This window comes from Ramlibacter algicola (genome assembly GCF_016641735.1).
Taxonomy (GTDB): Bacteria; Pseudomonadota; Gammaproteobacteria; order Burkholderiales; family Burkholderiaceae_C; genus Ramlibacter; species Ramlibacter algicola.
On the sequence record NZ_JAEDAO010000001.1, the window covers coordinates 1,235,538 to 1,257,525 of the forward strand.

Below are 21,988 nucleotides of genomic sequence, written 5' to 3' on the forward strand. Positions count from 1 at the left end.
ACGCGATCGGCTCCGCCATGGAGCGCCAGGAAGACTTCCGCTTCCTGACCGGCCGAGGCTGCTACGTGGACGACGTGCGCCGTCCGGACATGCTGCACGCGGTCGTCATTCGCAGCCCCATGGCGCATGCGCGCATCCTGGGCATCGACGCGTCGGCCGCCCTGGAACTGCCCGGGGTGGTGGCCGTCATCACCTTCGCCGACATCCGCAAGTTCGCGAAGCCGATCCCGCAGCGCACCTGCCCCTTGCCCGGCATGGAGAAGTTCCTGCAGGTGCCGCTGGCGTCGGACGTCGTGCGGTACGTCGGCGAGCCGGTGGCGGTCGTCCTGGCGGACGATCGGTACGTCGCCGAAGATGCGGCGGAGATGGTGTTCGTGGACTACGACAGCCTCGATGCCGTGGTCGATGCCCACGCAGCCATGGCAGGTGGTGCCGTCGTGCATGAACAGCAGGGCACCAATGTTGCGAGTGCGTACGAGGTCGGCCGCGGCGATGTTGCCCGGGCTTTCCGGGATGCGCACTACACGCGCAAGGAAACCTTCTACGTGCACCGCCACAGCGCCGTGCCGCTGGAAACCCGCGGCCTGGTCGCTGAATGGGATCCCGTCGCGAAACATCTCAAGGTGTGGGGTGCGGGGAAGGTGCCGTTCGCCAACCGCGCGATCCTGGCGGACATGCTGCAACTGTCGCCTGCTGCCGTCGACCTGATCGAGGTCGACGTCGGGGGCAGCTTCGGGGTGCGCGGCGACTTCTACCCGGAAGACTTCCTCATTCCCTTCGCCTCGTTCCACGTGGGCCGGCCGGTCAAGTGGATCGAGGACCGTCGCGAAAACCTGATGGCGACGAACCACTCGCGCGAGATGCACTGCGAGCTGGAGATCGCCGTGGACGCGGGGGGCGTGATCACCGGGATGCGCGGCAAGGTCGTCGCGGACCTGGGCGCCTACGTGCGAACCAACCCCGGGGTGATGCCCGGCAAGGGAACTCAGTTCCTGCAAGGCCCGTACGCGATCGATCATCTGGGCTTCGAGGTGCGCGCGGTCATCACGAACAAGACCCCCGCCGGCACCTACCGGGGGCCCGGACGCTACGAGTCCGCCTTCTTCCGTGAGCGGTTGATCGACATCGCCGCGCGAGAACTGGGCATTGATCCCGCCGAGTTCCGCCGTCGCAACCTGATCCGCGCCGACCAGATGCCTTACGACGCCGGAGCCCTGGTGCCGGGCCAGCCCGCGACGGTGTACGACTCAGGCGATTTCCCGGCGGTCTTCGACCGGGCGCTGGCCCATTTCGGGTTCGATGACCTCACGGCATTGAACGGGAGGTGTGTCGACGGCCGTTGGCACGGCATCGGCATGGCGTGCGCTCCCGAGTCCACCGGCGGCGGCCCCGGCGAGCACGCGCGGCTCGAACTGCGCCACGGTGGCGGATTCGACCTCTTCGTGGGTTCGTCGTCCGCTGGCCAAGGACACGAGACCGTCATGGCGCAGGTGCTGGCCGAGTCGCTCGGCATCCCGTGCGAGGGAATCCGCGTGCACCACGGGAGCACCACGCACCTGGCGCAGGGGTTCGGCGCGTATCACAGCCGTTCCGCCGTCATGGGCGGCAGCGCGGTCGTCGCCGTGGCGCAGAAGATGCGGGAGGCGTTGCTGGCCCGCGCCGGTCAACTGACCGGCACGCCAGCGACCTCCTTGAAGTGGGATGCAGGCCGTGTCGTCCGGGAGGCGGACGGGCAGACGGTTGCCACGCTGGCGCAGCTCGCTTCCGGCCTGCCGGATTGTGGTCCTGCAGACCACGGACTGGTGGGCGTCTCGGCGTCTTTCGAGAGCAACCGCCTGACCTACACGTTCGGGGTGCACCTGGCCCACGTGAGCGTCGATCCCGCCACGGCGCAGGTGCGCGTCGAGAAGTACCTGTGCGTGGAGGATGTGGGCCGGATGATCAATCCGATGATCGTCCACGGCCAGACGGTGGGAGCGGCGGTGCAGGGCCTCGGCGGCACCTTCCTCGACGAATTCAAGTACGACGAAAGCGGCCAGCTCATCACCGGCACGTTCGCGGATTACCTGCTGCCCAGCAGCACCGACTTCGAGAACGTCGACGCACTGACGCTCGAGCTGTGCCCCTCGCCTTCCAATCCGCTCGGCGTCAAGGGAGCCGGCGAAGGCGGAATCATCGGGACCGGCGGAGCGCTGGCGAACGCGGTGTCGAATGCACTGGCGCAGTTCGGCGTCTCCGTCACCCGCCTGCCCATGTCCCTGGACAACCTTGCGCGCAGCCTGCGCCAGAGCCGTGCAGGCGGCACCGGAGTCGCGCGGTGACGTTCCTCCACGGCAAGCACGTCCGAGCGAACGATATCCGCCAGCACTACCTGCGCTATGGCGGCCAAGGGCCCGCCGTTGTCCTCGTGCCCGGCATCGTCAGCCCCGCGGCCCTGTGGGACCGGGTCGGACGCTGGCTTGGCCTCACGCACGACTGCTACCTGCTGGACGTGCGGGGCCGCGGGCTGTCGGAAGCTGGGCCGCACCTGGACTACGGCGTCGATGCGTGCGCACACGACGTTCTCGAATTCGCCCGCGCGCTCGGGCTGGGGGCGTACGTCCTCGTCGGCCACTCCATGGGGGCCAGGATCGCTGCCCGGGCTGGCAACAGCCCGTCTGCATCGATGACGAAGATCGTGCTGCTCGATCCTCCCACCAGCGGCCCAGGCCGCCGGCCGTACCCGGTCCCGATCGAGCGCACGCTGAACGCCGTTCGCGCAGCGCATCGCGGGGAAGCCGAGGAACTGCTGCGCCGGCCCGACCAGCCGCCGTGGCCGGAAGACCTGCTGCTGCTGCGGGCGGAGTGGCTGGCCACCTGCGATGAGCGGGCGGTGCATGTCGCCTACGACGACTTCCATGGGGAGGACATGTTCTCGGACATCGCATCGGCACGCGTGCCCCTGAGCCTCGTCTGCGCAGGTCGCGGCGGCGTGGTGTCCGACGAAGACGTGCGCGAGATGCTGCACTTGCAACCAACGCTGCAGGTTGCCCGCCTGCCCAACGCTGGCCACCAGATGCAGGTGGACGATTTCGGCGGCTTCTGCGCCGCGCTGGCTTCGGCGCTCGGAGTTGCTTTGCCAGACGATCACAGGAGAGTGCAATGAAACTCGATGCCGAACTGCTCACGTTGTTCCGGAAGGAATTGGAGTTGTGCCGGATCGGGCCCGGCCAGGTGCTGGCGGTGCTCAGCGCCGGGGACGAGAAGGCCGAGTACGCGCAAGCTTTCATGGTCGCTGCGGGGCAGTTGGGTGCACAGGCGCTCAACGTGAACGTCACCCGGTCCCAGCAGAACGCGGTCGGCGTGCAAGGACGCCATCCCCTGGTTGGCAACGACCTGGCCATGCGAACGCTCAAGTCGGCCGACATGGTGATCGACCTGGTGGGCTTGCTCTTCTCGCGGGAGCAGGCGGAGATCCAGGCGGCCGGTGCCCGCATCCTGCGGGTGATGGAGCCCCTGCATGTCATCAAGCAGATGTTCCCGACCGAGGATTTGCGCAGGCGCGTCGACCGGGCGAAACAGCTGCTGGAAGGCGCGTCGGAGCTGCGCTTCACGTCCCGGGCAGGCACTGACATGCGGTATGCGCTGGGCCAGTACCCGGTCATCTCCGAGTACGGATACACCGACCAGCCGGGGCGCTGGGACCACCTCCCCTCGGGCTTCGCATTCACGCAGGGCAACGATGGCCAAGTGGACGGAACGGTGGTGCTGCAGCCGGGCGACATCATCGCGGCCTTCAAGCAGTTCGTGCAGTCACGGGTGGTCCTGACCGTGCGCGACGGCTCCATCACCGACATCAGCGGTGACGGGATGGACGCGGAGCTGATCCGGGACTACATGAACAGCTTCGCGGACCCCCGCGCATTCGCCATCTCGCACATCGGCTGGGGGCTCAACGAGCGTGCGCGCTGGTACCAGTTCTCGGCCACTCGCGAGTTGCCGCAGGAGCACGTGATGAATGCGCTCTCCTTCTACGGCAACGTCCTGTTCTCCACCGGCCCCAACCTGGAGCTGGGTGGCACCAACGACACGGCTTGCCACATGGACTTGCCGATGCGCCGTTGCAGCCTCTGGCTGGACGACGTGGAAATCCTGCGCGACGGCGACGTCGTGCATGCGGACATGAAGATTGCGCGCTGACCCACCACACGAAGGAGTGAACCGATGAAGATGCGATCCGCCTTGCTGGCGCTGCTTTCCCTGCTCGCCACCGCCCCGGCGCTTGCCCAGGACAACTACCCGAACCGGCCCATCAAGTTCGTCGTCGGCTTCGCGCCGGGCGGCGGCACGGACATCCTGGCCCGCATCGTGGCGACGCCGCTCTCGCAGCGCCTGGGGCAGCCCGTGGTGGTCGACAACGTTCCCGGCGCCAGCGGCGCCATCGCGAACACGAACGTGAAGAACGCGGCTGCGGACGGCTACACGTTGCTCATCGGCGCGAGCGGCGCGATGGCGATCAACCCGGCCGTGCAGGCGAAGCTGCCGTACGACCCGGTCAAGGACTACGCCCCGATCACCGTCCTCGGGACCTATCCCATCGTGTTCAGCAGCAAGCTGGACCTACCGGTGAAAAACGCGCGCGAGCTCATCGATCGAGCCAAGGCCAACCCCGGCGCCCTGAACTACGGCGGTGCCGGCGTGCTGTTCCAGTTGACCGGCGAGCTGTTCAACCAGCAGGCCGGCACGTCCATGCAGTTCGTGCCCTACAAGGGCAGCGCGCCTGCGGTGTCCGCGATCCTGGGCGGAGAGATCGACCTGCTCGTGGCCGACGTTGCGCCGGTGAAGTCGCTGATCGAAGCAAAGAAGGTGCGCCCGCTGGCCATCACCTCGGCCACCCGCTCGAAGATCTTCCCGGACATCCCGACGCTCGCCGAATCCGGCCTGCCGGGCTTCAAGGTGGACGTGTTCGTCGGCCTGTTCGCCCGTGCCGGCACGCCGCAGCCCGTGATCGAGAAGTTGCACCGCGAGATTGCCGCCGTGCTGGCGCAGCCGGAGGTGCAACAACAGATCGAAAAGCTTGGCATCACGCCGTCCGGCATCAGCCCGGCAGAAACAGGGGCGATGCTGAAGTCGGAGATCGCACGCTACACGGCGGCAGCGCAGCGCGCCAACATCAAGATCGACTGAGCGGAGCCCTGGTCGCATGGCAATGGAACTCACGGGGGACCGGCTCATCCCGGCTTCCCTCGAGCGCACCTGGCAGGCGCTGAACGATCCGGAGATGCTCCGGCGCAGCATCCCTGGCTGCGAATCACTCGAGCGTGACGGGGAGGAGGGCTTCGTAGCCCTGCTTGCCTTGCGCGTGGGCCCGGTGAACGCGAAGTTCAAGGGCAAGGTGCGACTCAGTGACGTGGTGCCGCTGGAGGGCTACACCCTCCAGTTCGAAGGACAAGGCGGGGTGGCCGGCTTCGGCAAGGGTTCCGCGCAAGTGCGCGTGGCCGCCGAAGGGCCGCAGGCAACCCGCCTCAACTACCGGGCAACTGCAACGGTTGGCGGCAAGATCGCCCAGGTGGGCGCCCGGCTTGTCGACGCCACGGCCCGGATGATGGCGGAAAATTTCTTTCGAGATTTCGAAGCCGCGCTCACGGCGGAGATGCCAGAGCCGGCGCCAGCCGAATCGCCGGCAGTGTCCGCAGCGTCAGGTGAACCCGCAGCCATCGCCGCCAACAGTCGCGTGCGGCGCCTGGTCCTCCCAGCCGGCATTGGGCTGCTCATCGTGCTCGGCATCTTCTCGGTTGTTGCATTTCGCTGACCGGCTGCCCAGTCCCTGGCGGAAGTGGCGGCACCCCAGGGTGCGTTTTCCGCTAGCCCTGCGCGGCCCATCGCCTCAGCACCGCACGCATGTGCCGCGCCGCTGAACTCTCCAAGAAGCAGCCCTAGTCCGACTAGCGGCCCGCAAAGCCCCATGCTCCCGATCTGATCCGGTCGTTTTTGCAGGATCTGCACCTACTTGTACGCCTCGGACTGTGCACACTGCCCGGGGAGGATGAACCCAGTCTGCAACTTGCAAGTACTTAGGCGCCCAATACTACCGAGGGATGTAGCTCCCTCGGCAGAGGGTTCGCTCGCCTCAGCGCGACGGCGCGCAGGTGGACGCCGAAGGTGGTCCCGAAGGGACGCGAGCAACTGCGAGCGCAATCCCTCCTGCCGGTGTTCAATCGCGCTGTCATGCGGGTGGACAGGCGATCTGAAACCAAGCAGTGGCTTTGCAGCCTCGCCGCAGCCACCTTGTCCTGCGCCGCCCAGGGTCAGGTGCTCGCCCCCGACGCCATCTCCCTCGCCCTCGGCACCACCCAGACCCACACGCCCACAGTCGCCGCACGACTCATCTGGAACACCGACTGGGAACGCCGCCTGGACACCGCCCGCTTCAATCTGCAACTCGAACTCGGGCTGGCCTCGCTCAGGACCGCCCGCGATCGGGAAGGCACTGTCTCGCAGCTCTCACTGGTTCCCGTCGTCCGCATCAGGCCGTCCGACCGCAGCTTCTTTCTCGAAGCCGGCATCGGCCTGAGCCTGTTCGACCGCCAGTACGTGCGCGGCGCCTCTCACATGGCGAGCCGCTGGAACTTCGAAGACGTGCTCGGCGCTGGCGTGTCGTTCGGCCCGACGCAATCCCACGAGATCGGCCTGCGCCTCACGCACGTGTCCAACGGCGGCCTGCGCAAGCCGAATCCAGGCCTGAACGGCGTGCAGGTCCGCTACGCCACTTCCTTCTGAAGCAGCGACCAGCGGCGGTCACTGCGCCGGCACCGCCACCCCAGGCGGCACCTGCTTGCCGCGCCCCGGCAACATCAGCATGACAACGCCCGAGGCAGCCAGCAACAGCGCCCCTGCCGTCCCGAACGCCGGCCAGTGCGTGCCCCAGCGATCGAACCCCCAGCCTCCGAGCCACGAGCTGATCATCCCGCCGACCTGGTGGCCGACGTACGACCAGCCGTACAGCACGCCGACGAGGCGCACGCCGTAGACGTCGGCCAGGATCGCGGACGACAGCGCGATGCTGCCGGCCCACACGAGGCCGCCGACGACGCCGGCCGCGTACAGCTCGAAGTGCGTGCCGACCACGATCAGTGCGAAGAAACCGAGCCCGCGCACCAGGTAGATCGCCGCCAGCAGGTGCTTGCGCGCCATGCGGTCGGCCAGGCGGCCCAGGATCATCGTGCCGCCGATCGCCACCGCCCCGATCAGGCCGATGCCCAGCGAGCTGGTGCCGGCATCGAAGCCGTGGTCCATCAGCATCGGCATGCCATGCGTGCCCAGCAGGTTCATGCTGAAGCCGCAGGTGAACAAGCCGAGCGACACCACCATGAACACCTGCGTGCGCATCGCTGCAGCCACCGACAGATGGCCCAAGGGCGCAACTCGCGCAGGGCCGCGCGCCGCCCCGGCGGGCAGGTCCTTGTGCTCCGGCGCATCGTCGCGCACGACGAACACCGCCATCGGCACCGCGAGCAGCGTGAAGGCGACGGCGAACGAGGCCAGCGCCACCTGCCAGCCGAAGTGGTGGATCAGCAGCGACAGCGCCGGCGTCATCACGGCCATGCCCGCCATCGAGCCGGTGGACAGGAAGAGCAGCGCCATGCCGCGCCGCTGCTCGAACCACGCGCTGATCACTGGCGTCACCGCGACCGGCCCGGTGAAGGCCAGGCCTACCGACAGCAGCACGCCGAACGCCAGCAGGAAGCTCACGGCATCGCGCGCGAACAGCGTCCAGATGGTGGCCACCACGACCATCGCGATGCCGCTGAGCAGCACGAAGGGCGTGCCGCGGCGCTGGATGAGGGCCGCGGCCACAGGCATCGCGAGGCCGTAGACCAGCATGCCGACCGCGACGATGGAGGCCAGCAGGCTGCGGCTGAAGCCGAGGTCCTGCGCCAGCGGCAGGAAGAACGGCCCGATGCTCATGCGCATGCCCACCGTCAGCAGCGTGAGCAAGGCGCCCGCCGCGACGATGTTCCAGCCGAAATACCAGCGCGGGGCGTCGCGAGAAACTGAGTCCATGCCGGATTGTCCCGCACGCCGTGCAGGACCCATCCGCGCAGCACTCGTCACCCTTGCAGCGACGGTCCCCGTGTTGCAGCGCCCACCACCGCGCTGCCAGCCGCAGGCGGCAGCGGCAGAACGAGCACGTCCGCTTCCGATCGCGCGAGCACCTGCCGGGTCACGCTCCCGAGCAGGAAGTCCGCGAGCAGGCCGCGGCGGCGCTTGCCGATCACGACCAGCTCCGATTGCTGGGCGGTCTCGCCGGCGAGGATGCTGTCCGCGGCGCCGCCGAACGTGACGATGGGCGTGACGGGGGCGCCCGGCAGCAGCTGCTTCATCTTCTGGTACGCGCGTGCGGCGACGGTGCGGCGGTGCGCACGCAGCACCGCCGGCGGTGCATCGAGTTCGCGCAGCGCGATCTCCTCGCCCGGCGCGAGCGCGTGGAAGGATGAAAGCGGCCCGCGCGCCAGCACGGACGCCTGCGTCACCAGGTGCTCGCTGGACTGCTGCAGGTCCACGGCCACCAGCACGCGGCGGTAGCCGACGCGGGCCTGCTGCTTGACCACCAGCACCGGCGCGCGCACGAGGCGAATGAGGCGTTCGGCCGGGCCGCCCATCAGCCACTCCGCCAGCGGGTTGCCGTGCGTGGTCGGCAGCACGACCAGGCCGCCGCACGCCAGCGGCACGCACTGCTCGACCGGGTCGGCTTGCGCGGGGATCGGCTCCACGCGAACGGCGCAGCGTTCGGCGGCTTCGTGCAGGAAGGCCGCCACGCGCGGCAAGGGGGCGGTGCTGCGGTTGTCGGCGGTGGCGTGCACCACGTGCAGCGGCACGCGCAAGTCACGCGCGACGAGCGCGGCGCGCCAGGCCGCGTTCAGCGCAGCGGGCGATGCATCGCAGATGGCGAGGACGTGGGCGGCGCGCTGGACGTCGCCGGGGATGGGACGGGACATGACTTCCTCCTGGGGACCGAGGCCCGGCGGGTGCCGGGCGAAGATCGGACGCGGGCGGTGGGCCCGACGCCGGGAAGTCCGGCGCCGGGCTCAGGGAAGTGCGCCGCGAGCGCGCTTGGCCGGGAGGAAGGAAAGGGTCGTCACGCGGGCAGTCTAGGCCACGCGCACGCGAACGCGCGCAATGGCCCCGAGGCCCTTGCCAGAATGCTTGCGTGCAGCTTGGCCCGGTGCTGCGCGACGCGCGTCAGGCCTGCATCGGCGCACCAGCCGGATGCGCCTTCTCCCACTCCTCCTCGTGGCGCAGGCAGAAGCGCGCTTCGGGCCGCGCGCGCAGGCGCTCGATGGGAATGTCCTCGTCACACGTTTCGCAGCGGCCGTAGTCGCCCTGCAGCAGCCGGCCACGCGCCTGCCGCACCTCGCGCAGCTCGTCCTCCAGCCGGTGCACGTGGGCCAGGTCGATGCTGGCCATCATCCGCGCGTCGCCGTCCTCCACCGAATCGCGCACGGCGCCCGTGCCCGCGTCGGGCGCAGCGAGCTCGTCGCGCAGGCCGCGCAGGCTGTCCTGCAAGTCCGCTTCGCGCGCCGCCAGCAGGTCGGAGAATTCCTTGGTGCTTGCGTCGTTCATCGGCCCATTCTGGGCAGCCCGCAAGCTGTGCGGCGGCAGTCCGAAAACGCTGTTACGGGAGTTGCTCGAGGGCGGCCGACTGGCCAACTCATCCTCGGAAAGTTCTCATTCCGGCGCGGCGCCTCAGCCGTTGGGCTGGTGAGGAAGGCTGCCGACGGGGCGACGGCGCGCCGTCCTACACGAAGGCCGCTGAGCTTCCCCAAGGATGGGCAACCTTTCACCAGGAGCCCACGATGACCCAACCCTCGGATACCCCTCGCAAGCGCGGTTTTGCCCTTCTCGACGCCGACAAGATGCGCCAGGTTGCTGCCCTCGGTGGCCGCACCGCGCACGCCGCCGGCCGTGCCCACCAGTTCTCGCGCGAGGAGGCCCGCGCGGCCGCCCGCCGCAGCGTCGAAGTGCGCACCCGCCGTGCGGCCGAAGCCCGCGCCGCGTCGGATAGCAATTCGCCCAGCGCCTGATCCGGTCCAGCCGATCATGAGCCCCGGCACTGCCGGGGCTTTTTTTTTTTGGTTCGCTTGACCGCGTCACGCCGCCCGGCGCGAGCGCGTCTTGGCGGCCGTCTTCTTCGCGGCGGCCTTCTTCGCCGCCGGCTTCTCCTTCGCGGCGACCGCGCGCTCGGGTTCCTTCGCACGCTTGGCGTGCGGCCTGGCGGGCGCCGCGCTGCGCGACGGCGCGCCGCGGCCACCGCCTTGCAGGCTGCGCTTGAGCAGTTCGGTGAGGTCGACCACGTTGGTCTCGCCCGCAGCGGCCTTCTCGACCGGCGTGACGTGCTCCGTCTCGCCCGCGTTGGCCTTGCTCTCGACCAGCTTCATGATCTCCTCGCGGAAGGAGTCGCGGAACTCGTCGGCGCTCCAGTGGCCGCTCATGCCTTCGATCAGCTGCATCGCCATCTTGAGCTCGGCGTCCTTCACGCCCGCGGCCTTCGCATCGGCAGGTGGCAGCCGCAGGTCTTCCCACGAGCGGATCTCGCCGCCCCAGCGCAGCAGGTTCAGCACGAGCGCGGGACCGCAGGGGATGACGACCGCCAGGTGCTGCTTGGTCTGGATGACCACCTTGGCGATGCCGACCTTGCCGGACTTCTTCAGCGCCTCGCGCAGCAGCGCATAGACCTTGTCGCCCTTGTTCACGGGGCCGACGAAGTAGGGCCGCTCCAGGTAGACGAACGGCACCTCGTCGGCGTCGATGAAGGCCTCGATCTCGATCGTCTGCGTGGTGCGCGGGTATGCCTTCTGGATCTCCTCGGGCGACACGACCACGTACTCGCCGCCCTCGACCTTCACGCCCTTGACGATGTCGTCCTTGTCGATCTCCTTGCCCGTCTTCTTGTTGACGCGCTTGTAGCCGACCGGGTCCATCGTGCGCTTGTCGAGCCAGTCGAAGTCGATGCCGCTCTCGGCCGTGGCCGAGTACAGGCCGATGGGGATGTGCACCAGGCCGAACGTGATCGCACCCTTCCACAGGGTGCGGGTGGACGTGGGTGCGAGGCCCTTGTGAGTTGCCATGTCGAATGCCCGCGAAGTTGCAGCCGAGTTTGCGAATGCCGGCAAGCGCGCCCTGTCGGCACCGCGCGTGGCGCGGCGTAGGTGCCTGCGGACATCCGCCCCCGGTTCAGGTGAGGCCCAGCCGTTGCAGCAGCACGCGCCAGCGCGGCGGCGTGCCCTGCAGGCGGTCGGCGATGCGCTGCCAGTGCGCGCCCAGGCGCGCGAAGCGGTTGCGGCAGTCCGCGCTGAAGCACTCCTGCTCGCGCAGCGTGGCGAAGTTGCGTGCGATGCGGCGCGCCATCAGCAGCCGGTGCGCCGGCGCCTGCGTCTGCATGAACGCCGTCATCAGCGACAGCGTCGCCAGCCACAGCGCGCGGCTGGCGTCCTGCAAGGTCGGTGGCGGCGGCAAGCGGTCCATGCACTGCATGCTGGTGGCCGCGTGCCGCCGCACGTGTAGTCGGTGGGCGCGGGACGGGGCGCGCGGCTCCCTACGCGCGTGGCCCGTTCGCACCAGCGCTCACTTCGAGCCGCCGCCGGCGCCGCGGCTGGCGTGCCGCTTCTTGCCGGCCGCGCGCGCTTCCTCGGTCGTGAATTCGTGCGCGTGCCCGCTCTGGTGCGCGGCCCGGCCGCCGAGGCTGGCGATCTCGCGCTGGCGTTGCGGGTCCATCGCGGCGAATCCGCGCAGGCTGCGCTTGGGCGCGCCGCCATCCTGCTTCTGCGGGTTGGAGTCTTGTGTGGCCATGGCATGTCCTTTCAGGGGCGGAAGGTCGGACCCGATGCAGGCAATGCGCATGCCCACGGCCGCGCAGGCCCATCCATTCCATCCGCGTCCGGCGCAATTCGTCGCCCGCGGACGCAGCCTGTCGCATGGCCGTCGCGGCGCCGGTGGGCGCTGCCTACAGTCCATTCCACCGAGCCGCCACACCCCACGGAGTCCACCATGCACCAACGCTACGAGCCCTCTGCCTTCGATCGCCACCCGGGCGTGCAGCGCGCCACGCGCGCCGCCGTTGCCGCGGGGGTGGTCGCGATGGTCGTCGCGGCCTGGATGACGGCCGGCCCGGGCAACGGGTGGCAGCCCGCGCGTGAACACGTCGCGGTGACGCTGCCCGCCGTCACGGTCGTGGGGCACCGCAGCTCGCTGACGGCGGCCGACATGCGCCCGGCGGTCACCTGCGAGCGCACGGCGTTCGCCGCCCCGGAGCGCGCGCGCAAGATGGCCTGATCCGTTTTCACGGGCCGGTGCGGCGAGCCGACGCCGCGCCGGCCTGCCTCTACCATCGCGGGCTGGCACCATCCACCCCGCACCATGCCACCTCGCTTCCTCCTTCGCCTCCTCCCGGTCCTCGCATTGCTGGCTTGCGTCCCTGCCGGGGCGCAAGGCCGCGAGGCTGCCGCCGAACCCACTGTCGCCGAGTTGCAGGCCCGCATGGCCACGGGCCAGCTCAGCGCGGAGCAACTCACGCGGGACGGGCTCGCCCGCATCGCGCGCCATGACACCGGTCCCGATGGGCTGCATGCCGTCATCGAAGTCAACCCGGATGCGCTGGCGATCGCGCAGGAGCGCGACCGCGAGCGCCGCGCCGGTCGCGTGCGCGGTCCGCTGCACGGCATCCCGGTGCTGCTCAAGGACAACATCGACACGGGCGACCGCATGCTCACCAGCGCAGGATCTTTGGCGCTCATCGATGCGCCGGCAGCGCAGGACGCCTTCCTCGTGCGGCGCTTGCGCGAAGCCGGCGCCGTCGTGCTCGGCAAGACCAACCTGTCCGAGTGGGCCAACATCCGCTCGGGCAAGTCCAGCAGCGGCTGGAGCGCGCGTGGCGGCCAGACCGTCAATCCCTACGGCCCCGGACGCAACCCGTGCGGGTCGAGCTCGGGCACAGGTGTCGCGATTGCCGCCGGCTACGCACCGCTGGGCGTGGGGACCGAAACCGACGGCTCCATCGTGTGCCCGAGCAGCGTGTCGGGCCTGGTCGGCATGAAGCCGACCGTCGGCCTCGTGAGCCGCAGCGGGATCATCCCCATCTCCGTCTCGCAGGACACGGCGGGCCCGATGACGCGCAGCGTCGCCGACGCGGCGGTGCTGCTGAACGTGCTGGCCGGCCCCGACCCGCGCGATCCGGCCACCGTCGCGGCCCGCATCGAACCCGACTACCGCGCGTTCCTCAAGGCCGACGGCTTGAAGGGCATGCGCATCGGCGTCGCGCGCAAGCGGGTGACCGGCTACAGCACGCACGCCGACCGCTTGTTCGAGCAGGCGCTGCGCGACCTCAAGCGCCTCGGCGCCGAGCTGGTGGACCCTGCGGACTTCGGCTCGATCGGCGACTACGACGAGGAGGAACTCGACGTGCTCCTCTACGAACTGAAGGACGGCATGGCGAAGTACCTGGCGACGCGCACCGGCGTCCCCGTGCGCACGCTGGCCGACGTGATCGCCTTCAACGAACGCAACGCCGACCGCGAGATGGCGTTCTTCGGCCAGGAACTGTTCGAGAAGGCGCAGGCCAAGGGCGCGCTCACCGACAAGGCCTACCTCGATGCGGCGTCGAAGGCGCGCCGCCTGGCGCGCGAAGGCATCGACAAGGTGCTGCAGGCGCAGCGGCTCGACGCCATCGTCGCGCCGACCACGGGGCCGGCCTGGCTCACCGACCACGTCAACGGGGATTCGTATGGCGGCTCGAGTTCGACGCCGGCCGCGGTCGCTGGCTATCCGTCGATCACGGTGCCGATGGGCGACGCGGCCGGCCTGCCGGTGGGCCTGAGCTTCGTCGGAACGGCGTGGACCGAGGGCAAGCTGCTGCAGCTGGCGCATGCCTACGAGCAGGGCACGCGGCACCGGTTCGCGCCGGCGCTGCCCGCGAGCCCGCGCCGGCCCCTGATGCACTAGGAGCTCGGGCTTCTAGCCCTTCAGCTTCCCCGCGAGCGTGCGGGGGCTGATGCCCAGCGCGGCTGCGGCGCGGGCTGCGTCCTGCTGGAAATGGTCCAGCGTTGCCGCGGCAACAAGGCGTTCCACCTCCGCCAGCGGCGTGCCCAGCGGGATCGGCACCGACGCTTTGGCCGTCGGTGCCGTGACGGCACGCGGCAGCCAGCGCTCCGTGATCTCCGGGCCGTCGCTCATCACCCAGGCGCGCTGCAGGACGTTGCGCAACTCGCGCACGTTGCCCGGCCAAGCGTGCTGCGCCAGTTGCGCGAGTGCCTCCGGCGTGAGGCTGCGCCGCGTGCCTTCGCGCCGGTGGATCTCGGTCAGGAAGTGGCGCGCGAGCAAGGGCAGGTCGTCCTTGCGCTCGCGCAGGGGCGGCAGCTCGATCGGGAAGACATTCAGCCGGTACAGCAGGTCCTCGCGGAAGCGGCCATCCGCCACCGCCGCGAGCGGATCGCGGTTGGACGCGGTGACGATGCGCACATCGGTCGCGATCGGCGTCGTCGAACCCACGCGCATGAAGGTGCCGGTCTCCAGCACACGCAGCAGCTTGACCTGCAGCGCGGGCGCCATCTCGGTGATCTCGTCCAGGAACAGCGTGCCGCCGTGGGCGCGCTCGAAGAAGCCGTGGTGCTGCCGCTCGGCGCCGGTGAAGCTGCCCTTCTCGTGGCCGAAGATTTCGCTCTCGATCAGGTTGGGCGAGATCGCGCCGCAGTTGACAGCGAGGAAGGGCTTGCCGCGCCGCTTGCTCATGTCATGCACGCTGCGCGCCACCAGTTCCTTGCCGGTGCCGCTCTCGCCGGTGACGAACACCGCCATCGACGTCGCCGCCACGCGCGCGACCTGCTCGTAGACCTGCAACATCGGCGCCGACCGGCCAACCAGGTGGCCGAACCGGCCCGCGCGTTCGGCCTGCTCGCGCACCGCGCGCAGCGCGGTGCCATCGGGCGCCGGCTTGGTGACGCGCGCCAGGATGCCCTGCAGCTGTCCCGGGCTGACCGGCTTCACGAGGTAATCCACGGCGCCGGCGCGCAGCGCGCGGATGGAGGTCTCCAGGCTGGCGTGTCCCGTCATCAGCACGACGTCCGAATCGCCGAGCAGGTCGGTGTCGTCCAGCAAGGCCATGCCGTCGCCATCGGGCAGCTTGAGGTCCAGCAGCACGACGTCCGGCTGCTGCAACGCCATCTGCCGGCGCGCCTCGCCCAGCGACTGCGCGGTGGCAGCCGAAAAGCCGTGGCTGGCGACCAGCTGCGCGACCATGCGCGCGGCGTCGGCGTCATCCTCGACGATCAGAGCGTGGCCCATTCCTCTCCTCGGTGATGCCTGCTGGGCAGTTGCGAAAGCCGGGCTGATCATTCCACCCACGGCCGCGCGTGCGTGTAACGGCAGGCAATGCGTCCAACGAATGGGGCAACGCTGGGCTTCTGCGCGCCAGCTCCTGCTCGACGATTGCTCGCAGCCGCGCGACCTGCCGGGCCATCACCTGCTGCGCCTCGAGCGCCTCGCCACTGCCGGGCGGGACCAGCTCGAGCACCGCCAGCGCGGCGGTCATCGCGTTGAGGGCATTGCGGGCTTCGTGCCCGAACTGGGCGAGGGCGCCTTCGCGCTCGCGCACGTCGCTGTCGGCGATGGGATTCATGCGCGCAGCGTAGTGCGCGGCGGTGGCGGTGTCCCCGGCCGCTCGCAAGATTTACAAATAGCCGAACACTGGCTGCACGGCCATGCCTACCCTGCCTCCACCAGCGCCGGGCACGAATTTCCAAACGCCGGACTGCCACCGAGGAGAAGTCATTTGCAATCCATGAGCCTGCAGCTCGGCCCGCAGCTGCAGACCACGCTGTCGCCACGCCTGCAACGCGCCGTGCGCCTGCTGCAGATGTCCTCGCTCGACTTCTCGCGCGTCGTGCGCGACGCGCTGGACAGCAATCCCTTCCTGGAAGCGGACGAAGCCGAGGCCGAAGCGCCGGTCGCGATCCCCGACAGCGCACCGGAGGCCGACCCGCTCGTTGCCAGCGCGTGGTTGGGCGAGCCCGTGGCGCGTTCACGCGTGGTCGACGTCGACGGCGTGTTCGACACGCTGGCCGCGCACGCGACGCTGGCCGAGCACCTCACCCAGCAACTGAACCTGTTGCCGCTGCCCGCGCGCGACTGGACGCTCGCCGCCGCGGTGGTGGAGTCGCTGGACGACGACGGCTACCTGCGCGTGCCGCTGGAGGAGGTCGCGTCGTCCGTGCCGCTCGACCCGCCACCTGAACCGGAGGAGCTGACCGTCGCCCTGCGCCGCGTGCAGTCGCTCGAGCCCGCCGGGGTCGGCGCGCGCGACGTCATCGAATGCCTTCGGCTGCAGTTGCCCGCCATCGCGTGCGAGCGCAAGCGCGCGATCGCCCTGCGCATCCTGCGCGAGTGCGTGCAGTGCCTGGCCAACCGCGACCAGCCCGCGATGGCGCGCCGGCTGGGCGTGTCGCTGGCGGAGATCGAGGCGGCATGCAGCGCGATCCGCCGGCTGGACCCGCGGCCGGGCTGGCGCTTCGGCATGCCTTCGATCTCGTACGTGACGCCGGACGTCATCGTGCGGCTGGTGCGCGGGCAGTGGGCCGCGGTCCTGAACGAGGCGGTGGTGCCCCGGGTCCGGCTGAACCACAGCTACGCCGACCTGTTCCGCCGCCACCGCAGCAGCGAGCACGCGGAGCTCGGCGCCCACCTGCAGGAAGCGCGCTGGACGGTGCGCAACGTGGAGCAGCGCTTCTCGACCATCCTCGCCGTCGCGCAGGCGATCCTGCGGCGGCAGCACCGCTTCCTCGCCTACGGAGCGATGGCGATGAAGCCGCTGGCGCTGCGCGAGATCGCCGAGGAAGTCGGGGTGCACGAGTCGACCGTCTCGCGCGTCACCAGCAACAAGTTCATGGCCACGCCGTGCGGCGTCTTCGAGCTGAAGTACTTCTTCTCGCGCGGGCTGGCGACCGCCAGCGGCGGCGAAGCGTCGCCGACGGCGATCCGCGGCCTGATCCAGGAGCTGATCGCCGCCGAGCCGCCGCACCAGCCGCTGTCCGACGTCGACATCGCCCGCGAGCTGTCGGTGCAGGGCCTGCAGGTGGCGCGCCGCACCGTCACCAAGTACCGGCAGCTGCTGCGCATCGAGCCCGCGGACCGCCGCCGCCGGATGGCCCACCGGGCGACCTGAGCCCGCCGCCTATCATCCGGGCGTGAAGCCCGCCATCGCCCCCGACGCGACCTCGCCCGCCGAAGCGAGATGGGTCGAGGGCGAGCTCGCCCGCGAGCTGCTGCGCACGCAGCGCAACACGCAGACCGTCGGCGTGCTGCTGATCCCGGTGCTGCTCGTGATCCTCTGGCAGGACGTTTCGCGCGTGGCGCTGGTGGCGTGGGCCGCGGCGACGGCGACGGTCGCGGGCGTGCGCTTCGCCGCCTTGCGGCAGTACGTCCGCCACGTCGCGCGCGGCGGCCCCGGCGCGCAGGTGGCCTTCCTGCGCCGGTGGTCGCTGGTCTGGCCGGCGACCGCGGTGACCTGGGGCGCCAGCGCGTTGCTGTTCTACGAGCGCGCGCCGGTGGCCGAGCAGTTCGTCTGCTGGCTGGTGCTGGCGGGCCTGGCGATGTTCGCGCTGATCACGCTGTGCGGCCACCTGCAGACGATGCGCCAGTACCTCGATGCGCTGGCGCTGACGGTGATCGGCGTGATGGCGTGGCGCATCGTCGGCGACTTCGGCTACGTGCCGCGCGTGCAGCACGCCTGGATGGTGATCCTGCTGCTGATCTTCTGGCAGGTGCTGCGCCAGGCGGGCCTGCGCCAGCACGAGACGCTGCGCAAGAACTACGAGCTGCAGTACCGCAACGAGCAGCTGATCGACTCGCTGCGGCGGCAGACGACCGCCGCGCTGGACGCGGTGGAGATCAAGAACCGGTTCCTCGCCAGTGCGGCGCACGACATCCGCCAGCCGGTGCACGCGCTGGGGCTGTACGCCGACTGGCTGGGCAGCGAGCCCGAGCTGGTGCACGAGATCGCGCCCAAGATCGTCGAGTCGACCAAGGCCGTGAACGCACTGTTCGACTCGCTGTTCGACCTTGTGCGGCTGGACTCCGGCAAGATCAAGCTGAACGTCGAGACGCTGCGCCTGGACAAGCTGCTGCACGACCTGGAACTGCACTACCGGCCGCTGGCCGAAGCCAAGGGGCTGGAGTTCCGCGTGCATGCGGTGCCGGGCACCGTGACGTCCGATCCCATCCTGCTGCAGCGCATCGCCGGCAACCTGATCTCCAACGCGGTCAAGTACACGCATGCGGGCGGCGTGCTGGTCGCCGCGCGCATGACGCCGGGCGGCGCGCGCATCGAGGTGTGGGACACCGGCGTCGGCATCGCGCCGGCGCACCAGCACGAGATCTTCCGCGAGTTCTACAAGGTGCCGGGCCACGCCGGCACCGAGGACGGCTTCGGCCTGGGCCTGTACATCGTCGGCCGCCTGTGCCACATCCTGGGCCACCCCCTGCAGCTGGCCTCGCGGCCGGGCCGCGGCACGGTGTTCCGCGTGCTGGTGCACCCGACCGATCCGCGCGATGCCGCGGCGCGCGCGACGTCGACGGTCGACCGGCTGAAGCAAGGGTCGGTGGAGTTCCTGGAGGCCCAGGTGCTGGACGACGCCAGCGGTGCGCCACCGCCGGCGGCCGCTTCCACGGCCTAGCGGCCTACCGGCTCACAGCAGCCCGTGCGTGCGGGCGTAGTGGATGGTCTGGGTGCGGCTCTTGACGCCCAGGCGGCGGAACAGGCGCCACAGGTGCACCTTCACCGTGTGCTCGCTGATGCCCAGTTCGTCGGCGATCTCGCGATTCGACAGTCCGCGGTCCAGCATCACGATCAGCTGCTTCTGCCGCTTGGACAGCTTGCTGTCGGTGGGCGCCAGTTCCTCGAAGCTGCCGTCGGTGGACAGCAGCGCGCGCAACGCGTTGCCGATCTCCTGGGCGCCGGAGGACTTCTCGATGTAGATGTCGGCGCCGGCCTCGATGCACTGCTCCTCCGCATCCGCGGCGGGCGACGCGGACAGCACCGCGAGCGGCGCGTCCGGGAAGCGGTTCTTCATCTCGTGCACGCCCGACGTGCCGGTCGTGTCGGGCAGCTTCAGGTCCAGGCAGATCAGGTCCGGGGCGCCGTGCTGGCGGACGGCGGCTTCCATGCCGCCGATGCGATCGAGCTCGATCACGTTGGCGCCGGGCCGCATGCGGCGCAGGAGCATCACCACCGCCTCGCGCATCAGCGGGTGGTCGTCGATCACGTAGAGCGTGGCGGGATGCGGCGTGGGCTTCATGGCGCGGCAAGCATACCCGCAAGTCCAGCGGGCCGCCTCTGGCCGTTCAGGAGGCCGACAGCTGCTGCAGTGCGGCGGCCACCGCGGCTTCGTCCGTGCCCGGGGCGACGTGCACCTGGCTACGCACCGCTTCGAGCCCGTCCTGCTTCAGGCGCGCGACCGCGCGGCCGGCGTCCTGCGGCGAGTCGAAGCCGCTGCTTTGCAGCAGCAGCGCGCCGGCGGCGTCGACGAACTTGAAGTAGTGCCTGCCGTCGGCCTCGCGGTACTGCTTGAACGAGGGCAGGGCCGCCTTGGCCTTGGCCTTCTTGCCGCCCTGGGCGACGTCGGCGAGGCTGCGCAGCCCCACGGCGCGGCGCAGTTCCAGCATCAGCGGCGTGGCCAGTTCGCGCACGCGGCGTGCGCCATCCTGCAGGATGCGTTCGATCTCCTGCGGGTTCGCCATCAGCTGGTCGTAGCGCTCGCGCATGGGTGCGATCTCGCGGTCGATGCGCTCGAACAGCACCTGCTTGGCGTCGGCCCAGGAGATGCCGTCGGCGTAGGCCTGGCGCAGTTGCGCGGTCTCTTCCGCCGACGCGAAGGCTTCGTAGATCTGGAACAGCGCGCTGCCTTCGACCGGCTTGGGCTCGCCGGGCGCGCGCGAGTCGGTGACGATCGACGCGATCTGCTTGCGCAGCTGCTCGCGCGGCGCGAACAGCGGCAGCACGTTGTCGTAGCTCTTGCTCATCTTGCGGCCGTCGGTGCCGGGCAGCAGGGCGACGGTCTCGTCGATCTCGGCTTCCGGCAGCACGAGGTGCTCGCCATAGAGGTGGTTGAAGCTGGACGCGATGTCGCGCGCCATCTCGATGTGCTGCACCTGGTCGCGGCCCACCGGGATCTTGTGCGCCTTGAACATCAGGATGTCGGCGGCCATCAGCACCGGGTACATGAACAGGCCGGCGGTCACATCGGCGTCCTGGTCGACGTTGGCCGCGCGGTTCTTGTCCACCTGCGCCTTGTACGCGTGGGCGCGATTGAGCAGGCCCTTGCCGGTCACGCAGGTGAGCAGCCAGGTCAGTTCGGGAATCTCGGGGATGTCCGACTGCCTGTAGAAGTGCACCTGCCGCGGATCGAGCCCGATCGCGAGCCAGCACGCGGCGATTTCCAACGTCGAGCGCTGCACGCGCAGCGGGTCCTCGCACTTGATCAGCGCGTGGTAGTCGGCCAGGAAGTAGAAGTTCTCGGTGCCGGGGCGGCGGCTGGCTTCCACCGCGGGCCGCAGCGCGCCGACGTAGTTGCCGATGTGCGGCGTGCCGCTGGTGGTGATGCCGGTGAGGTAGCGGATCGGGGCAGCCATGGTCACGAGAGGACGGCGCGCAGCGGCGTGAGCAGCGCGTTGATCGAGAAGTAGCCCACCGTCAGCAGCGGGTTGAGCCAGTAGTCGCCGACGATGCGGAAGATGACCAGCGCCATGACGATGAAGAACCCGTACGGCTCGATGCGGCTGTAGGCCCACGCGGCCCGCGGCGGCAGCAGCCCGGCCACGATGCGGCCGCCGTCCAGCGGCGGCAGCGGGAACAGGTTGAAGGCGCACATCACCAGGTTCACCAGCACGCCGGCCTTGGCCATGCTGAGGAAGAACGTGGATTCGGCCTCGAAGGCGAACATCAGCGTCAGCACGATGCCCCACAGCAAGGCCTGCACGAAATTGGACGCCGGGCCCGCCAGGGCCACCAGCACGCTGTCGCGCCGCGGCCGCCGCAGGTTGGCGAAGTTCACCGGCACCGGTTTCGCATACCCGAAGAGGAACGCGCCGGCCGTCGCGAAGTACAGCAGCAGCGGCATCGCGATGGTCCCGACCGGGTCCACGTGCTTGAAGGGATCCAACGTCACGCGGCCCATCATGGCCGCCGTCGGGTCGCCGAAATGGCGCGCGACGTACCCGTGCGCGGCCTCGTGGATGGTGATGGCAAACAGGACCGGGATCGCGTAGACGGCGATGGCCTGCATCAAGCTGTCGATGTTCACCCCGGGATTGTCCCAGAACGGGGTGTCACAACCCGAGCCGCGCCGGATCGCCTCGCCCGAGCCGGGTCACCACCGGCTCGCCGCCCGTGTCCATGGCGGTCATGTCGATCACCGTCGTGGGCTCCAGCGGGCAGGCGCCGGCATCGACCACGCCGGCCACCAGCTTCTCGTACCGCTGGCGGATGTCCTGCGCGTCGTTCAGCGGTTCGTCCTCGCCGCGCGGGATCAGCGTCGTGGCGAGCAGCGCGCCGCCATGCAGCTCCAGCAGTTGCTGCAGCACGGGGTGATCGGGGACGCGCAGGCCGATGGTCTTGCGCTGCGGGTGGCTCAGGCGGCGCGGCACCTCGCGCGTCGCGTCGAGGATGAATGTGAAGGGCCCGGGCGTCGCGAGCTTGAGCAGCCGGTACTGCTTGTTGTCCACGCGCGCGTAGTTCGCCAGCTCGCTCAGGTCGCGGCACAGCAGCGTCAGGTGGTGCTTCTCGTCGACGCCGCGCACCTGGCGCAGGCGGTCGGCGGCTGCCTTGTCGTCCAGGTGGCAGGCGAGGGCGTAGCTCGAATCGGTGGGCACCGCCAGCAGGCCGCCTTGCTCCAGCAGCGCCACGGCCTGCTTCAGGAGCCGGGGCTGCGGGTTCTGCGGATGCAGTTCGAAGTACTGCGCCATG

General features: G+C 69.8%; 23 protein-coding genes. 11 read left to right on the forward strand and 12 right to left on the reverse strand.

The window, feature by feature from the left end:
- The first annotated feature begins 17 nt into the window (after positions 1-17).
- The 6 genes from I8E28_RS06020 to I8E28_RS06045 all read left to right on the forward strand — a co-directional run bounded on the left by I8E28_RS06020 (position 18) and on the right by I8E28_RS06045 (position 6,759).
- Positions 18-2,321 (forward strand): xanthine dehydrogenase family protein molybdopterin-binding subunit, encoded by a 2,304-nt coding sequence (locus I8E28_RS06020; protein WP_200787090.1) that lies wholly within the window; start codon positions 18-20, stop codon positions 2,319-2,321.
- Positions 2,318-3,145 (forward strand): alpha/beta fold hydrolase, encoded by an 828-nt coding sequence (locus tag I8E28_RS06025; protein WP_200787091.1) that lies wholly within the window; start codon positions 2,318-2,320, stop codon positions 3,143-3,145. The genes I8E28_RS06020 and I8E28_RS06025 overlap by 4 nt, the downstream gene beginning before the upstream one ends.
- Positions 3,142-4,179 carry a 2,5-dihydroxypyridine 5,6-dioxygenase NicX family protein gene (locus I8E28_RS06030; protein ID WP_200787092.1) on the forward strand — a complete coding sequence of 346 codons (1,038 nt, stop codon included), beginning with the start codon at positions 3,142-3,144 and terminating at the stop codon, positions 4,177-4,179. Before I8E28_RS06025 ends, I8E28_RS06030 begins: the two co-directional genes overlap by 4 nt.
- Before the next feature lie 24 nt (positions 4,180-4,203).
- Positions 4,204-5,166 (forward strand): Bug family tripartite tricarboxylate transporter substrate binding protein, encoded by a 963-nt coding sequence (locus I8E28_RS06035; protein ID WP_200787093.1) that lies wholly within the window; start codon positions 4,204-4,206, stop codon positions 5,164-5,166.
- Between the two features lie 16 nt (positions 5,167-5,182).
- Positions 5,183-5,791, forward strand: coding sequence for an SRPBCC family protein (locus I8E28_RS06040; RefSeq protein ID WP_200787094.1), 609 nt, complete (start codon positions 5,183-5,185; stop codon positions 5,789-5,791).
- Positions 5,792-6,207: 416 nt separating this feature from the next.
- Complete coding sequence (locus I8E28_RS06045) at positions 6,208-6,759, forward strand: acyloxyacyl hydrolase (RefSeq protein WP_200787095.1); 552 nt, start codon at positions 6,208-6,210, stop codon at positions 6,757-6,759.
- An 18-nt stretch (positions 6,760-6,777) separates the two neighbouring features.
- Here I8E28_RS06045 and I8E28_RS06050 read toward each other — a convergent pair whose 3' ends face one another.
- The 3 genes from I8E28_RS06050 to I8E28_RS06060 all read right to left on the reverse strand — a co-directional run bounded on the left by I8E28_RS06050 (position 6,778) and on the right by I8E28_RS06060 (position 9,603).
- Complete coding sequence (locus I8E28_RS06050; protein ID WP_200787096.1) at positions 6,778-8,043, reverse strand: MFS transporter; 1,266 nt, start codon at positions 8,041-8,043, stop codon at positions 6,778-6,780.
- 47 nt (positions 8,044-8,090) lie between these two features.
- Positions 8,091-8,978: a universal stress protein gene (locus tag I8E28_RS06055; RefSeq protein ID WP_200787097.1), complete on the reverse strand. Its 888-nt coding sequence runs from the start codon at positions 8,976-8,978 to the stop codon at positions 8,091-8,093.
- Between the two features lie 244 nt (positions 8,979-9,222).
- Positions 9,223-9,603, reverse strand: a complete 381-nt coding sequence (locus I8E28_RS06060) for a TraR/DksA family transcriptional regulator (protein ID WP_200787098.1) — start codon at positions 9,601-9,603, stop codon at positions 9,223-9,225.
- Between the two features lie 233 nt (positions 9,604-9,836).
- Between I8E28_RS06060 and I8E28_RS06065 the strand changes: the two genes are divergently transcribed.
- Positions 9,837-10,064: a hypothetical protein gene (locus tag I8E28_RS06065; protein ID WP_200787099.1), complete on the forward strand. Its 228-nt coding sequence runs from the start codon at positions 9,837-9,839 to the stop codon at positions 10,062-10,064.
- A 66-nt stretch (positions 10,065-10,130) separates the two neighbouring features.
- Here the strand turns inward: I8E28_RS06065 and ku are convergent, their stop codons facing one another.
- The 3 genes from ku to I8E28_RS06080 all read right to left on the reverse strand — a co-directional run bounded on the left by ku (position 10,131) and on the right by I8E28_RS06080 (position 11,829).
- The gene (gene ku, locus I8E28_RS06070) at positions 10,131-11,108 is read right to left on the reverse strand and encodes a non-homologous end joining protein Ku (RefSeq protein ID WP_200787100.1); all 978 of its coding nucleotides are present in this window, start codon (positions 11,106-11,108) and stop codon (positions 10,131-10,133) included.
- A 106-nt stretch (positions 11,109-11,214) separates the two neighbouring features.
- Entirely contained in the window at positions 11,215-11,505 is a 291-nt protein-coding gene (locus I8E28_RS06075) for a hypothetical protein (protein ID WP_200787101.1), read from the reverse strand.
- 99 nt (positions 11,506-11,604) lie between these two features.
- A complete protein-coding gene (locus I8E28_RS06080; RefSeq protein WP_200787102.1) occupies positions 11,605-11,829 on the reverse strand; it encodes a KGG domain-containing protein in 225 nt (74 codons plus the stop codon).
- Between the two features lie 198 nt (positions 11,830-12,027).
- On the opposite strand from I8E28_RS06080, the gene I8E28_RS06085 reads away from it, so the two are divergent.
- Together I8E28_RS06085 and I8E28_RS06090 are read left to right on the forward strand one after the other, a co-directional pair.
- On the forward strand, positions 12,028-12,312 hold the full coding sequence (locus I8E28_RS06085; protein WP_200787103.1) for a hypothetical protein: 285 nt from the start codon (positions 12,028-12,030) through the stop codon (positions 12,310-12,312).
- A gap of 84 nt (positions 12,313-12,396) precedes the next feature.
- Positions 12,397-13,977 carry an amidase gene (locus tag I8E28_RS06090; protein ID WP_200787104.1) on the forward strand — a complete coding sequence of 527 codons (1,581 nt, stop codon included), beginning with the start codon at positions 12,397-12,399 and terminating at the stop codon, positions 13,975-13,977.
- Between the two features lie 12 nt (positions 13,978-13,989).
- Here I8E28_RS06090 and I8E28_RS06095 read toward each other — a convergent pair whose 3' ends face one another.
- Together I8E28_RS06095 and I8E28_RS06100 are read right to left on the reverse strand one after the other, a co-directional pair.
- On the reverse strand, positions 13,990-15,315 hold the full coding sequence (locus tag I8E28_RS06095) for a sigma-54-dependent transcriptional regulator (RefSeq protein ID WP_200787105.1): 1,326 nt from the start codon (positions 15,313-15,315) through the stop codon (positions 13,990-13,992).
- Positions 15,287-15,649 (reverse strand): hypothetical protein, encoded by a 363-nt coding sequence (locus I8E28_RS06100; RefSeq protein ID WP_200787106.1) that lies wholly within the window; start codon positions 15,647-15,649, stop codon positions 15,287-15,289. Before I8E28_RS06100 ends, I8E28_RS06095 begins: the two co-directional genes overlap by 29 nt.
- Before the next feature lie 162 nt (positions 15,650-15,811).
- On the opposite strand from I8E28_RS06100, the gene rpoN reads away from it, so the two are divergent.
- Both rpoN and I8E28_RS20920 read left to right on the forward strand, forming a co-directional pair.
- Positions 15,812-17,191, forward strand: coding sequence for an RNA polymerase factor sigma-54 (gene rpoN, locus I8E28_RS06105; protein ID WP_200787107.1), 1,380 nt, complete (start codon positions 15,812-15,814; stop codon positions 17,189-17,191).
- Positions 17,192-17,213: 22 nt separating this feature from the next.
- On the forward strand, positions 17,214-18,701 hold the full coding sequence (locus tag I8E28_RS20920) for an ATP-binding protein (protein ID WP_200787108.1): 1,488 nt from the start codon (positions 17,214-17,216) through the stop codon (positions 18,699-18,701).
- A gap of 12 nt (positions 18,702-18,713) precedes the next feature.
- Here I8E28_RS20920 and I8E28_RS06115 read toward each other — a convergent pair whose 3' ends face one another.
- Genes I8E28_RS06115 through I8E28_RS06130 form a run of 4 tightly spaced genes read right to left on the reverse strand, consistent with a single transcriptional unit; the run spans position 18,714 to position 21,987 of the window.
- Positions 18,714-19,322 carry a response regulator transcription factor gene (locus I8E28_RS06115; protein WP_200787109.1) on the reverse strand — a complete coding sequence of 203 codons (609 nt, stop codon included), beginning with the start codon at positions 19,320-19,322 and terminating at the stop codon, positions 18,714-18,716.
- Between the two features lie 46 nt (positions 19,323-19,368).
- A complete protein-coding gene (locus I8E28_RS06120; RefSeq protein WP_200787110.1) occupies positions 19,369-20,655 on the reverse strand; it encodes a tryptophan--tRNA ligase in 1,287 nt (428 codons plus the stop codon).
- Positions 20,656-20,657: 2 nt separating this feature from the next.
- Entirely contained in the window at positions 20,658-21,326 is a 669-nt protein-coding gene (locus I8E28_RS06125; RefSeq protein WP_200787111.1) for a site-2 protease family protein, read from the reverse strand.
- Between the two features lie 25 nt (positions 21,327-21,351).
- Positions 21,352-21,987, reverse strand: coding sequence for an L-threonylcarbamoyladenylate synthase (locus I8E28_RS06130; RefSeq protein ID WP_200787112.1), 636 nt, complete (start codon positions 21,985-21,987; stop codon positions 21,352-21,354).
- Position 21,988: the final 1 nt, after the last annotated feature.

Bases quoted from the DNA above. Each gene is read 5' to 3' on its own strand.
- I8E28_RS06065 (WP_200787099.1), top strand. From the start codon at position 9,837: ATGACCCAACCCTCGGATACCCCTCGCAAGCGCGGTTTTGCCCTTCTC.
- I8E28_RS06130 (WP_200787112.1), bottom strand. From the start codon at position 21,987: ATGGCGCAGTACTTCGAACTGCATCCGCAGAACCCGCAGCCCCGGCTC.
- I8E28_RS06120 (WP_200787110.1), bottom strand. From the start codon at position 20,655: ATGGCTGCCCCGATCCGCTACCTCACCGGCATCACCACCAGCGGCACG.
- I8E28_RS06080 (WP_200787102.1), bottom strand. From the start codon at position 11,829: ATGGCCACACAAGACTCCAACCCGCAGAAGCAGGATGGCGGCGCGCCC.
- I8E28_RS06035 (WP_200787093.1), top strand. From the start codon at position 4,204: ATGAAGATGCGATCCGCCTTGCTGGCGCTGCTTTCCCTGCTCGCCACC.
- I8E28_RS06075 (WP_200787101.1), bottom strand. From the start codon at position 11,505: ATGGACCGCTTGCCGCCGCCACCGACCTTGCAGGACGCCAGCCGCGCG.
- I8E28_RS06040 (WP_200787094.1), top strand. From the start codon at position 5,183: ATGGCAATGGAACTCACGGGGGACCGGCTCATCCCGGCTTCCCTCGAG.
- I8E28_RS06060 (WP_200787098.1), bottom strand. From the start codon at position 9,603: ATGAACGACGCAAGCACCAAGGAATTCTCCGACCTGCTGGCGGCGCGC.
- I8E28_RS06090 (WP_200787104.1), top strand. From the start codon at position 12,397: ATGCCACCTCGCTTCCTCCTTCGCCTCCTCCCGGTCCTCGCATTGCTG.
- rpoN (WP_200787107.1), top strand. From the start codon at position 15,812: ATGAGCCTGCAGCTCGGCCCGCAGCTGCAGACCACGCTGTCGCCACGC.
- I8E28_RS06095 (WP_200787105.1), bottom strand. From the start codon at position 15,315: ATGGGCCACGCTCTGATCGTCGAGGATGACGCCGACGCCGCGCGCATG.
- I8E28_RS06055 (WP_200787097.1), bottom strand. From the start codon at position 8,978: ATGTCCCGTCCCATCCCCGGCGACGTCCAGCGCGCCGCCCACGTCCTC.
- I8E28_RS06115 (WP_200787109.1), bottom strand. From the start codon at position 19,322: ATGAAGCCCACGCCGCATCCCGCCACGCTCTACGTGATCGACGACCAC.
- I8E28_RS06030 (WP_200787092.1), top strand. From the start codon at position 3,142: ATGAAACTCGATGCCGAACTGCTCACGTTGTTCCGGAAGGAATTGGAG.
- I8E28_RS06050 (WP_200787096.1), bottom strand. From the start codon at position 8,043: ATGGACTCAGTTTCTCGCGACGCCCCGCGCTGGTATTTCGGCTGGAAC.
- I8E28_RS06085 (WP_200787103.1), top strand. From the start codon at position 12,028: ATGCACCAACGCTACGAGCCCTCTGCCTTCGATCGCCACCCGGGCGTG.
- I8E28_RS06020 (WP_200787090.1), top strand. From the start codon at position 18: ATGGAGCGCCAGGAAGACTTCCGCTTCCTGACCGGCCGAGGCTGCTAC.
- I8E28_RS06100 (WP_200787106.1), bottom strand. From the start codon at position 15,649: ATGAATCCCATCGCCGACAGCGACGTGCGCGAGCGCGAAGGCGCCCTC.
- I8E28_RS06045 (WP_200787095.1), top strand. From the start codon at position 6,208: ATGCGGGTGGACAGGCGATCTGAAACCAAGCAGTGGCTTTGCAGCCTC.
- ku (WP_200787100.1), bottom strand. From the start codon at position 11,108: ATGGCAACTCACAAGGGCCTCGCACCCACGTCCACCCGCACCCTGTGG.